Annotated in this window: 11 protein-coding genes; 3 read left to right on the top strand and 8 right to left on the bottom strand. The window is 62.9% G+C overall.

Annotation, left to right across the window (positions count from 1 at the left end; translation table 11 throughout):
* Together AC1RRT_RS03740 and AC1RRT_RS03745 are read right to left on the bottom strand one after the other, a co-directional pair.
* A complete protein-coding gene (locus tag AC1RRT_RS03740; protein ID WP_493012362.1) occupies positions 1 to 978 on the bottom strand; it encodes a Bug family tripartite tricarboxylate transporter substrate binding protein in 978 nt (325 codons plus the stop codon).
* A 130-nt stretch (positions 979 to 1108) separates the two neighbouring features.
* Positions 1109 to 1678: a TMEM165/GDT1 family protein gene (locus AC1RRT_RS03745; protein ID WP_493012363.1), complete on the bottom strand. Its 570-nt coding sequence runs from the start codon at positions 1676 to 1678 to the stop codon at positions 1109 to 1111.
* A 366-nt stretch (positions 1679 to 2044) separates the two neighbouring features.
* Here AC1RRT_RS03745 and AC1RRT_RS03750 point away from each other — a divergent pair, with 366 nt between their 5' ends.
* Positions 2045 to 3574, top strand: coding sequence for a YifB family Mg chelatase-like AAA ATPase (locus AC1RRT_RS03750; RefSeq protein WP_493012364.1), 1530 nt, complete (start codon positions 2045 to 2047; stop codon positions 3572 to 3574).
* 4 nt (positions 3575 to 3578) lie between these two features.
* On the opposite strand, the gene AC1RRT_RS03755 is transcribed toward AC1RRT_RS03750, so the two are convergent.
* The gene (locus tag AC1RRT_RS03755; protein WP_493012365.1) at positions 3579 to 4445 is read right to left on the bottom strand and encodes a bile acid:sodium symporter family protein; all 867 of its coding nucleotides are present in this window, start codon (positions 4443 to 4445) and stop codon (positions 3579 to 3581) included.
* 220 nt (positions 4446 to 4665) lie between these two features.
* Here AC1RRT_RS03755 and AC1RRT_RS03760 point away from each other — a divergent pair, with 220 nt between their 5' ends.
* Entirely contained in the window at positions 4666 to 5580 is a 915-nt protein-coding gene (locus AC1RRT_RS03760) for a DMT family transporter (protein WP_493012366.1), read from the top strand.
* Positions 5581 to 5584: 4 nt separating this feature from the next.
* Here AC1RRT_RS03760 and AC1RRT_RS03765 read toward each other — a convergent pair whose 3' ends face one another.
* On the bottom strand, positions 5585 to 6118 hold the full coding sequence (locus AC1RRT_RS03765) for a PAS domain-containing protein (protein ID WP_493012367.1): 534 nt from the start codon (positions 6116 to 6118) through the stop codon (positions 5585 to 5587).
* 3 nt (positions 6119 to 6121) lie between these two features.
* A complete protein-coding gene (locus tag AC1RRT_RS03770; protein ID WP_493012368.1) occupies positions 6122 to 6604 on the bottom strand; it encodes a PAS domain-containing protein in 483 nt (160 codons plus the stop codon).
* 291 nt (positions 6605 to 6895) lie between these two features.
* On the opposite strand from AC1RRT_RS03770, the gene AC1RRT_RS03775 reads away from it, so the two are divergent.
* Entirely contained in the window at positions 6896 to 7924 is a 1029-nt protein-coding gene (locus AC1RRT_RS03775; protein ID WP_493012369.1) for an NAD(P)/FAD-dependent oxidoreductase, read from the top strand.
* A gap of 3 nt (positions 7925 to 7927) precedes the next feature.
* On the opposite strand, the gene AC1RRT_RS03780 is transcribed toward AC1RRT_RS03775, so the two are convergent.
* The 3 genes from AC1RRT_RS03780 to olsB form a co-directional block, all read right to left on the bottom strand.
* A complete protein-coding gene (locus AC1RRT_RS03780; RefSeq protein WP_493012370.1) occupies positions 7928 to 9484 on the bottom strand; it encodes an acyl-CoA synthetase in 1557 nt (518 codons plus the stop codon).
* A gap of 1 nt (position 9485) precedes the next feature.
* Positions 9486 to 11018, bottom strand: coding sequence for an AMP-binding protein (locus AC1RRT_RS03785; RefSeq protein ID WP_493012371.1), 1533 nt, complete (start codon positions 11016 to 11018; stop codon positions 9486 to 9488).
* A 138-nt stretch (positions 11019 to 11156) separates the two neighbouring features.
* On the bottom strand, positions 11157 to 12026 hold the full coding sequence (gene olsB / locus AC1RRT_RS03790) for a l-ornithine N(alpha)-acyltransferase (protein WP_493012372.1): 870 nt from the start codon (positions 12024 to 12026) through the stop codon (positions 11157 to 11159).
* Positions 12027 to 12195 lie beyond the last annotated feature (169 nt).

Below are 12195 nucleotides of genomic sequence, written 5' to 3' on the forward strand. Positions count from 1 at the left end.
TTAGTCGATCCGGGCGCCCGAAGCCTTGGCCACTTCGCCCCAGCGCTTGATCTCGGTATTGAGGAAGGTACCGAAAGCCGCGCCCGTGATGTTGGGCACTTCGGAACCGTTGTTCTTCCAGATTTCCGTCAACTCCGGCGTCGCCATCGCTGCCTGCACTTCCTTGGTCATGCGCTCGATGATCGGTGCCGGGGTACCTTTGGGCGCCCACATGCCATACCAGGTCGAGACCTCATAGCCAGGCACACCTGCTTCGGCGGCCGTCGGCACATCGGGGAAGGCCGGCGAGCGCTTGGCCGCGGCCACCGCCAGCGCCTTGATACGACCACCCTTGATCTGCGCGGCCGAAGAACCGAGACCATCGAAGATCATCTCGATTGCCTGCCCCCCCACCAGGTCCTGCATGGCCGGGCCGGCGCCGCGATAAGGCACATGCGCGATATCCGTTTTGGTCAGCATCTTGAACATCTCGCCAGCCAGGTGATGCGAGGTGCCATTGCCGGCCGAACCATAGGACAGCTTACCCGGCTTCGCCTTGGCTTCGTCAATCAGCTGCTTGAGCGTGGTGGCCGAGGTGCGGCTGGTGTTGATCACCACCACCTGTGGCGGCTGAGCAAGCAGCGCGACCGGGATGAAATCTTTCTCGATGTCGTAGTCGAGCTTGGGATAAACGGCCGGGGCGATCGCATGATGGGCGGCGCCGATGAAATAAGTATAGCCGTCAGGCGTCGAGCGTGCCGCCACACTGGCACCAACCGTACCGCCAGCGCCACCGCGGTTGTCGATGATGATCTGCTTGCCGAGCTTGTTACCGAGATGAGCGGCCAGCGGCCGGGCGAAGGCATCGGTGCCGCCGCCGGCCGGGAAGGGTACAATCATAGTGATCGGTTTATCGGGCCAGGCCTGCGCCAGCACCGCATCAGGACTGAAGGTGACTGCGGCAAGAACCGCCGTAGTGAGTACCAGAATCCGCCGCATGTGATCTCTCCCTTCCAAGCACGCCGGTTGATCCGGTCGCGCGCGTTTCCTCAGAACCAGGAGTCTTAAGGCAAAGCCGGCTGCAGACCAACGATTTCGTTGGACCTGCAACCTTTTTGTGCACTTGCGTTCAATTTCCCGAGATGAACAAAACCGCCACCCCAAGAATGATGAAAGCGCCCGCCGTGACATAACGCACTGGCGCGAGCGGCAGACGGCGCATCAACTTTTCGCCCAGGATCACCACCGGCACATTCGCCAGCATCAGCCCCAGCGTACTGCCCAAGGTAACCAACAGGATGGCGTCGAATCGTGCCGCCAACGCCGTGGTCGCAAGTTGAGTCTTGTCGCCGATCTCGGCCACGAAGAAGGCGATTAGCGTGGTGAGAAAGGCGCCCCAGCGGCCTGCTTTGGGAGCGGCATCCTCGTCCAGCGTATCGGGGATCAGGGTCCAGATCGCCATGGCCACAAAGCTGGCCGCCAGAATCCAGCGCAGGATACGCTCATCGAACTGGCCCTGTAGCCAGACGCCGAGTGCAGCAGCGGCCAGGTGATTGCCGATAGTGGCGACGAGTATACCGGCCAGGATTGGCCAAGGCCGGCGAAAGCGGGCCGCCAGCAGCAGCGACAGGAGCTGGGTCTTGTCCCCGATCTCGGCGATGGCGACGACGCCGGTGGTGGTGAGGAAGGCTGTGAGCATGGGGCACTGGACGGGGACCGGGCGGCGAATGAGGCCATAGGCTGTCCCGTCGCCGCCCGGTCCGGGTGTCGACAGTACAAGCCTAAGGTCTCGCCATACCGAAGCGTTGCACTCCGGTCCGAAAGCGCCAAGGCGAGAGGGCTGGTCTCCGCTCGCCTAGTCTGTTGACGCTCTCCCTGCTCGGCCTCTTGCGAGGCGGCAGACGGCTACTCCCCAAAGGGTGCAGCGCCTGTGTAGCCCGGGACAACGAAGGTGCCAAGCGTTTCAATGTCGCATACACCCATATTCCATTTGCGGGAGATTGACTTGAAAGACTCAATCGGAGGTGATTGAGTTTGAGCGAACAAACGATAAACGAGAGCTGCCATGGTTGCCCGCTGCCGAACCGTCGCCTTCCAGGGCATCGAGGTCATGCCAGTGGATGTGCAGGTACAGCTCGCCAATGGCCTGCCGGCCTTCAGCGTCGTCGGCCTGGCCGACAAGGCGGTGGGGGAAAGTCGCGAGCGGGTACGTGGGGCGCTCGGCGCCATCGGACTCGCGCTGCCGCCCAAACGCATCACCGTCAACCTGGCACCGGCCGACCTGCCGAAGGAAGGCAGTCACTACGACCTGCCGATCGCGCTGGCCCTCCTGGCCGCGATGAACGTGTTGCCGGGGGATATGCTCGACGGTTATGTGGCGCTGGGTGAGCTGGGGCTGGATGGTGCGGTGGGCGCGGTGACCGGCATCCTGCCAGCAGCGCTGGCGGCCCATGCAGAGGATCGCGGCATGATCTGTCCGCATGTGCAGGGTGGCGAAGCGGCCTGGGCCGGCGATGCGACGCGCGTGCTGGCCGCGCCAACACTGCTGGCGCTGATCAACCATTTCAAGGGCACCCAGATCCTGATCCCGCCGCAGGCGCGGATCGCCGAGGACAGCCGTGCCGTGCCAGACCTGCGCGACATCAAGGGGCAGGACAGCGCCAAACGCGCGCTCGAGATCGCCGCGGCCGGCGCCCACAATCTCCTATTCATCGGCCCGCCGGGTTCGGGCAAATCGATGCTGGCGCAACGGCTGCCCGGCATCCTGCCGCCTCTGGACTCAGCCGAGATTCTGGAAGTCAGCATGATCGCCTCGCTGGCCGGCCAGATCGCCGACGGCCGGCTCACCCGTCGCCGCCCCTACCGTGCACCGCATCATTCGGCATCCATGGCAGCGCTCATCGGCGGTGGCCTGCGCGCCAAACCCGGCGAAGTCAGCCTTGCGCATCTAGGCGTGCTGTTCCTGGACGAACTGCCGGAGTTCAATCGCCAGACGCTCGACTCCTTACGCCAGCCGCTGGAAACCGGACAGGCCGTGGTCGCCCGTGCCAATGCGCATGTCAGCTATCCCGCCCGCGTGCAGCTGGTGGCGGCAATGAACCCCTGTCGCTGTGGTCATCTGGACGATGCATCCCTGGCCTGTGCCCGCGCACCCAAATGCGCCGGCGAATATCAGGCGCGCCTGAGCGGCCCTCTGCTTGATCGAATCGATCTCACCCTGGATGTACCGGCGGTGGCGGTCTCGGACCTGACCGCACCGCCGCCTGGCGAAGACTCCGCCACCGTCGCCGCCCGCGTGGCCGCGGCGCGCGACATCCAGCGCGAACGTTATACTGCATTGGCAAAATCAGGCGCTGCGCGCGTGCGCACTAATGCCGAAGCCGATGGCGAACTGCTGGAACAGGTGGCCGCACCAGATGCACTCGGGCGCGACTTGCTCGCACGGGCGGCCGAGACCATGCATCTGACCGCGCGCGGCTATCACCGCGTATTGCGGGTCGCACGCACTCTCGCCGACCTGGAGGGTGCGGACAGTGTGACACGCAATCACGTGGCGGAAGCACTCAGCTACCGACGACTGGCATTCGTGCGCTAGCCCGTCACCGGCCGCTGAATCGCCGCATGCCAAAGGCGAACAGCAGGCCACCGGCATACATCAGCACGCCATAGAGTCCGCCTGGCACCGCCAGCGCATCGTCCTGCAGCACGGTGCTGGCGATCACGATGGCCAGCGTCGCATTCTGTACGGCAGTCTCGATGCCCAGCGTTACCGCCTGCGGACGCGACAGCCGAGCCAACCAGGCAACCAGGAAGCCGCAAGCCAGCATCAACAGGTTGAGCCCAACGGCAAAGCCCGCCAGGCTGCCAGCATTGTCGCGCAGCAGAGGCCAGTTCTTCGCTACGGCGCCCAGCACGATCAGGATGAACAGCACCGCCGCCAACCGTGTTGCTCGCGGTTCCCACCGCAGCGCTGCCGCTGACCAGAGATGGCGCACCAGCATGCCCAGACCCACCGGCACGCCCAGCATCAGGAATATCTGGCCCATCATCAGACCGACCGGCACCGTCACCGCCTGTGTAGTGCTGCCGGCGAAATGCTGCATCGACCAGATCACGATCGGCGGCAAGGTGAAGATGGTCGCCACACTGGCGACGGCCGTGAAACTGACCGCCAGCGCCACATCGCCACGCGCAATATAGGTCAACAGATTCGAAGTCGTGCCGGTGGGGCAGGCAGCCAGGATCATGAAGCCAATCGCGAAGGTGCCGGTCATGCCCACCAGTTTGAGCAGCGCGAAGCAGATCAGCGGCAGCAGGATGAAATGGCACAGCACGCCAACCAGCAACGCGCGTGGCTGTCGCACGATGCGGGAGAAATCACCCACCGTCAGCCCTAAGCCCAGCGAGAACATGATGAAAGCCAGAATGGCCGGCAGCAGTATTCCGGTAACGATATCGCCTTCCATGAACGTCCCCTCCTGCCGTCTCAAGCGGCATTGCCAATGCAGCGTCTCTCGCGACTGCCCCGCTCACGATAAGCGATAAGCGGGCCTTGGTTCCATGGCGACGTTGATTGGATGGGTACAATGCAGTGCAACACTTCGGCCTTCGCCGTAGCGTCAGGGGCTGACCGTGCCGCAGCGTCATGGCATGGTAATGCCCTGCCTCACTTCCCAGAGCCCAATGATGACCGCCCAGTCAACCGCCATTACGTCCGCCCGCCCGCTCGTCTTGGAACTCCTGCTATTGTTGACGCTGGCCACACTCTGGGGCGCCTCCTACACCTTCATCAAGCTGGGCGTGGCCACCATTCCGCCTGTCACCTTGATCGCGGCTCGCACAGTGATCGCCGGCAGCATACTGCTGCTCATCATGCACATGCGCGGCATCCGTATGCCGCGCGACCTGGCGACCTGGCGGCATCTCGCCATCCAGGCCTGCCTGAACTCCGTGATGCCCTTCACGCTGATCGCCTGGGCCGAAACCCGTATTGATGCGGGGTTGTCCGCGATCCTGAATTCCACCACGCCAATCTTCGCCTTCCTGATCACATGGGCTATCACCCGCCATGAAGCCGTGACGGGACGGAAACTGTTCGGGACGGCGTCCGGACTGGGCGGTATTTGCCTGATCATCGGCATCGGCGCCCTGAGCGATTTAGGGCAGGATCTCTGGGGCCAGCTGGCACTGGTGGCGTCTTCGTTGTCTTACGGCGCGGCCGCCATCTACGGGCAGAACTTCAAGCACCTGGATTCCATGGTGCCGGCCACCGGCTCGCTGCTCTGCGGCGCAGTGCTCCTGGTGCCGGCCAGCCTGATCCTCGACCAGCCCTGGACGCTCTCGCCCTCCGACAGTTCGATCATGGCGCTGATCGGCCTTTCGGTCTTGTCCACCGCACTGGCCTTCACCATCTACTTCCGACTGGTGCGCACACTGGGCTCGGTCGGCACGACGTCGCAGGCCTATCTGCGCATTCCGATCGGCGTCGGCATCGGTGTGATTTTCTTGGGAGAAACCCTGTCGTCGACGCTCTGGCTCGGCTTGATCTTCGTATTGATCGGCGTGGCCGCGATGTCGATCCCGGCACGCAAGACGGCTTGATCACTTAACTGCTGAAAAACTCCTGGCAGACGATGATCATCGTCGGAATCTTGCCGTCGGAACTCAATGGCAGCCAGAGCGCTTCATAGTCGAACCAACGACCATCCATCATCCGCCGGACCCGGGAGCAGACCGCCTCACCGCGTGTCGCCACGGCCTCGGCGCGCGGCAAAACCATCGCGCGGTAATCGGGTGGCAGTTCGTCCAGCCACTTGTTGGTGAAATCGAGGCCACGACGCCGGGCCTGCCCACTGCCCACCAGCCGGGTGCGGAAGCGCAACGGGTCGCGATGGATTTCCATCATGATCATCTGGCCGAGCGCGCGCCGCATTTCCAGCGGATCGAGATCGGCACGCGCCGGCATCTGCCGGCCGCGGCACTTGTAGCGCCAGTATTCGAGGATTTCGCGGGCGATCTCGCCCTGGCAATCGACGGCGCGCGGATTCCAGATCACGCTTTCCTGCGCCCCCGGCACCGTAGTGTCTTCCGGCTTCGGCGGACCGCCCGACTCCCCGTCCGTGCGTTCGCCGGCCATCATCGATCAGGCCGCCTCTTCCGAGGGATAAATTGCCCCCAGAATGCGGGTGACCTCGCCGCCTTCCATCAGCGGCAGAGCCAGCTTGTCGACCTGCAGGAATTCACGCGCCGAAGGGCTGGTGCGCGAAGCATGCACCGGTGCGCCGATGCGGCAGACCTGACGGTATTCGCGCAACGGTTTGTCGCCGATGAAAACCAGCGCATCGCCAACCAGTTGATTGGTCAGATCGAAACCAAACATCCGCACCAGTTCGGTGCCATACAGGCGATAACGGAATTCGTCGCCGGGCAGGCAGTCGATCATCATCAGATGGCCAAACCAGGGGCGGAGTTCTTCAGGGGAAAAATCGCTGCGCGGCGGCGCCTGCCGGGTGCCGCGTTTGGTATTCCAGAGTTCATAGAGGGCGCGCAAACTGGGATGCGCGATGGCGGCAGCGCCGCTGTCGTCCTCATAGGTGAACACCCGCTGCTTCAACTGCATCATCATGGCTAGCCTCGTCTTCGCCGCCGGCCCGATGACCACTTGGTCGGCGTCCGGAGGCTCGCTTGATGAGGCCCGGCTTCCCGCCCGTTACCCAGTGATTTTCCGGTAAGCCGTCCAAGGCGGAAGCGAAAGAATCGGTAACCTCCCGTCGGATACGTCTTCTGCCTCGTAAAAACGGGACAAAAACGTGATGAACGCTCTGAATCGACCTCCTGGAGGCCCGTTGCAGTAGCCGCGGAGGCCGGAAATCGGTAAAAAAACCCGGCTTCAGATCATCCGGACCAGTACGATTCCATGCTGCACAAGACTGATGTTGCCGTTATCGGCGCCGGCCCTGTCGGCCTGTTCGCCATCTTTGAATGCGGCATGGTCGGTCTGCGCTGCCATGTGATCGATACGCTGGACGCCATCGGCGGCCAGTGCAGCGCGCTCTATCCCGACAAGCCGATCTATGACATTCCAGGCTTCCCCAGGATTTCGGGCGCCGACCTGGTGTCGCAGCTCGAGCAACAAGCCAAACCTTTCCTGCCGGTGTTCCATCTGGGCCAGCGCGTCGACGGGCTGCAGCGCGTGGATGGCGGTGGCTTCCGCCTCACCACCTCCAAAGGCAATGTGATCGAGGCCGGTGCCGTGATCATCGCTGCCGGCGCCGGCGCCTTTGGTCCGAACCGTCCGCCGCTGGCCGATATCGAAGCCTATGAAGGCCAGCCCGGCGGCAGCGGCGTGCATTACCTGGTGCGCCGTCCCGACGACTTCCGTGGCCGCCGCCTGGTCATTGCCGGTGGCGGCGACAGCGCGGTGGACTGGGCGCTTGCCCTACATGGCGTAGCCGCGCAGATCTGGTTCGTGCATCGCCGCGACCAGTTCCGCGCCGCGCCCGACAGCGTGGCCAAGCTGCGCGCGCTGAACGGCCATGGCCTCGACATCGTGGTGCCCTATCAGCTGGATGCGCTGGAAGGCAGCAACAACGTGCTGACCGGCGTACGGATCAAGTCGCTGGAAGGCGAGGAAAAGCGCCTGCCGGCCGATGCCATGCTGGCCTTCTTCGGCCTGAAGAGCGATCTCGGCCCCATCGCAGGCTGGGGCATTGAACTCGACCGTCATCACCTGCCCGTCGACCCGGGCACCTGCCAGACCTCAGTGCCCGGCATTTTCGCCATTGGCGACGTCGCCAGCTATCGCGGCAAGCTCAAGCTGATCCTGACCGGCTTCGCGGAAGCCGCACTGGCAGCCCACACCATTTATCCGCTGCTGCATGACGGCAAGCCGCTGCATTTCGAATATTCCACCTCGAAGGGCATGCCGGGCATGCCCAAGGCCTGAGCCTCAGACGATACGGCTGGTGCGGTTGCCCCAATAACGGTCCTTGATCAGCCGTTTGTAAAGCTTGCCGGTCGGATGCCGCGGCAGGGCTGCTTCGAAATCAATCGAGCGCGGGCATTTGATCGAGGCCAGATGCTGGCGGCAATAGGCGATCAACTCTTCCGCCAGAGCCGGACCGGCGAGCGCCATGTCGACCGGCTGCACCACGGCTTTCACCTCTTCGCCGAAGTCTTCATTGGGCACGCCGATCACCGCCACATCGGCAACCTTAGGGTGTTCGATCAGCACATTCTCCGCTTCCTGCGGATAGATATTCACGCCGCCGGAAATGATCATGAAGGCTTTTCGGTCGGTCAGGTAGAGATAGCCTTCGGCATCGATGTAGCCGACATCGCCGAGCGTACTCCAGCCCTTGTCGTTGAAGGCCTGCTGCGTCTTGCCGTCATCGTTGTGATAGGCAAACGGCTGGCCTTTGCCGAAGTAGACAAGGCCGGATTGCCCCACGGGCAGTTCCTCACCGGATTCATCGTCGACGATATGCAGTTCGCCGATGATGGCCCGTCCCACCGACCCCTTATGCGTCAGCCATTCCTGGCTGGTGATGAAGGTCATGCCATTGCCTTCGGAGGCCGCGTAATACTCGAACAGGATCGGCCCCCACCAGTCGATGATTTGCTGCTTGGTCGCCTGCGAGACCGGCCCCGCGCCGTGGATGGCGACGCGATGCGAGGACAGGTCATAGCGACTACGGACCTCGACCGGCAGCTTGAGCATGCGCACGAACATGGTCGGCACCCAGTTGGAATGCGTGACCTTGTATGTCTGGATCAGTTTCAGCGATTCTTCGGCATCGAAACCTTCCATGATCACCAGCGTACCACCGACCTTGGAGACCAGCATGCAGTAGCGCAGCGGAGCGGCATGATAGAGCGGTGCCGGCGACAGATAGACCATATCGGGGCCGTAGCCATACAGACTGTAGCCGTTGTCGACGAAGTAGCTGCGCGCCCCCACCGGATCGCCATTGATCGGCCGCTTGATGCCTTTGGGTTTTCCGGTGGTGCCTGAGGAGTAGAGCATGTCGCGGCCCTGCAGCTCATCCACCACCGGTGTGGCCGGCATGCTCGCGGTCGCAGTTTCCCAACTTTCATAACCCTCGGCGGTGCCACCGATCATGAAGAAGCGCTCGACCTCCGGGCAGAGTTTGCGCAGCTCGGCCGCCATATCGCGGAACTCATCGGTAATCACCAGCACGCGCGCGCCGGCATCGCCGGCAATATGCGCGATCTCGGTCGCACTCAGCCGCGTGCTGATCGGCGTGTAATACAGGCCGGCGCGGTCGGCTCCGAAGCTGACCTCGAAAAATTCCGGCCGGTTTTCGATCACATAAGCCATATGGCTGCGCGCGGTCAGACCCAGCTTGCGGAACAGATGAGCGGCACGATTGGATGCCGCCTCCAACTGGCCGAAAGTGGTGATGCCGCCCGTTTCGGCCATGATAATGGCCGGTTTATCCGGAGTCCTTTTCGCGTGTTCGGTGATATAAACCAGATCGGACAATTCAGCTTTCCTTCTGCAAGGCGGCGCGCAATTCCGTCTTCAGGACCTTGCCGTAATTATTCTTCGGCAGCGCATCGACAAACCGGTATTGCTTGGGCCGTTTGAACCGCGCGATGTGATCAAGGCAGAGCCTATCGAGACTCTCGGGTGACAGTTGCATGCCATCGCGGGCAACCACGAAGGCGATCACCTCTTCACCCCAGTCGGCATGCGGCTTGCCCACCACCGACACCTCACTGACATCGGCATGCTGCAGCAGCACTTCCTCTACTTCACGCGGGTAGATGTTGCTGCCGCCGGAAATGATCATGTCCTTCGACCGGTCCTTCAGGGTCAGATAGCCATCTTCGTCGAAACTGCCGACATCGCCCGTATGCAGCCAGCCGTTCCGCAGCGTCTGCATGCTGGCCTCGGGGTTACGCCAGTAGCCCGCCATTACCACCGGGCCGCGGCAGATGATCTCTCCCACCTCGCCCGTGGGCAGCGGCCGGTCCTCGGCATCGACCACGCGCACCTCCACGTCAGTGCGCGCCACGCCGGCCGAACCCAAGCGCTGCAGATAGCGCGGATGGCCGTCATCCAGATGCATCCGCTTGTCCATGCCGGTGATGGTCATAGGCGCTTCGCCCTGGCCGTATATCTGCGCCAGCTTCGGCCCCAGCGCGGCCATCGCCGCCTGCAGATCAGCCACATACATGGGGCCGCCGCCATAGACGATGGTCTTCAGGTTGTCGGTCTTCGCCCTGCCGATCTGCGGCGCATGGATCAGGCGATGCACCATGGTGGGCGCGAAGAAAAAGCTGGCGCCGGGCCACCGCGCAATCAGCTCCAGCGTCTCGGCCGGATCGAAGCCGCCCGAAGCCGGCACAATCTGGTTGGCGCCACGCGCCACATGCGGCAGGCCGTAAAGGCCGGAGCCATGGCTGATCGGCGCGCAGTGGATCATGCAATCCTGCGGGTCGATGCGATCAACATCGGAAAAATAGTTCAGCGTCGCCGACCACATGTTGCAGTGGGTCAACATCGCGCCCTTGGGCCGACCTGTGGTGCCCGAGGTGTAGAACAGCCAGGCGAGATCATCGGCCGAGACCTCGGCCAGCGGCACTGGCTCAGCGGCGTAGAGTTTCGCGTATTCGGCGTCTTCGGCGACAATGAGGCGCTGCAGCGTCGGGATATCCTTGGCCAGCGGGATCAGCTCCTCGGCCAGGGTCGCCGAAACCACAGCCAGCCTGGCCTGGCTGTTGTCCAGAATCCAGGCGACCTCGCGGGGATGCAGCTTGGCGTTTACCGGCACGGCGGCCAGGCCGGCATGCCAGAGCGCGAACAGCAGCTCCCAGTATTCAGGAGAATTCTTCAGCAGCAGCGCGACCCGATCACCAGGCTTCAGGCTACCTGCGCGCACCAGGCCGGCCGCCAGGCAGGCCACACGGCCGCCCATGTCGCCATAGCGCAGCCGGACCTCGTCGCCGACCGACAGCGCCGGCCGGTCACCCCAGACCTTGGCTGCACGCTGCAGCAGATACGCCAGGTTCATGATCACCCCGGAATGTTTCCTCGGGGTCGATGTTACGCAAACAAAAGCCGGCCCGCCAATGTCGGGCCGGTGGGTTACGCAAACAAAAACGGCGCCCGCAATGGGCGCCGTTTGGACCGCGACGCGGATTTCCCACAATCAGGCGTGATATTCAGTCTCGACCAAGCCTTCATCTGCCGAGAAGCGGTTCTGGTATTTCGGCGCAATGCGCTCGACCGGCAACAGGATGAACACATCCGTGGTGCCAAACTGATGGTCGATCACGGCGCCGTCACCGATATAGGCACCCAACCGCAGGTAGCCCTTGATCAGCGGTGGCAAGGCATGCAGCGCCATGCGCGGGTTGATCTGGTCGTGTGGCAGCAGGTTCATCGGCACAAAGCGCGAAGGTAGTGCGCGGACGCGCCATTCCGGCGGCGGCAGGTGATTGGCGTACAGGTAGCTCAACGCCATCGCGTGCTGCTGCGGGTCAATCCCGGGGAAGGATGCGCAACCGAACATGAAGCTGATGCCATGGTCGGCCACATAGGTGGAAATGCCCCGCCATAAAAGCTGGATGGTGGCGTTAGTACGATAGTCCCGGTGCACGCAGGAACGGCCCAACTCCAGCAGACCACCGCCGACACCAACAAAATCCAGCATAGGCTGCAGGTCGTATTCAGACTCCGAATAGAAGCCTCCATGCAGTTCGGCCATGGAGCGGCGCAGCAGGCGATAGGTGCCAACCACGCGCTCGCTATCGGGGCGGTTGCGATCGAAGACCATCAGATGATCGCACAGGCGGTCGAACTGATCGAAATCCATCCCCAGACGCGCCATCTCGGCAGACGGCTGGGCGGCCATCTCCTCGTAAAAAACCTGGTACCGCAGCCGTTGGGCGGCGGCAATATCACCCGGGCTGCGCGTCAGGCGAACCTCGAAGCGGCCATCTGCGGAAACGCAATGCCAGCCACTACGGGGCGCGCGAGACGTGGGTACAGCCGACGGAACGGAGAGAGGCAGTTGCATGTTCATGCTCCGACTATCGCTATACACTGTGACGCTAACATGTCAAATATATGACACATAAAGGAAATGGGGCGATCGTACAATAATATCTAGCGGGGTCCGGGGTGTCCGGACGGCTATATGTAGGGGATAAGGGAATGGCGTGTCCGGTGTGCCGGAAGCCGAATCA

The sequence above is a fragment of the Ferrovibrio sp. GW821-FHT12B10 genome, assembly GCF_058807515.1.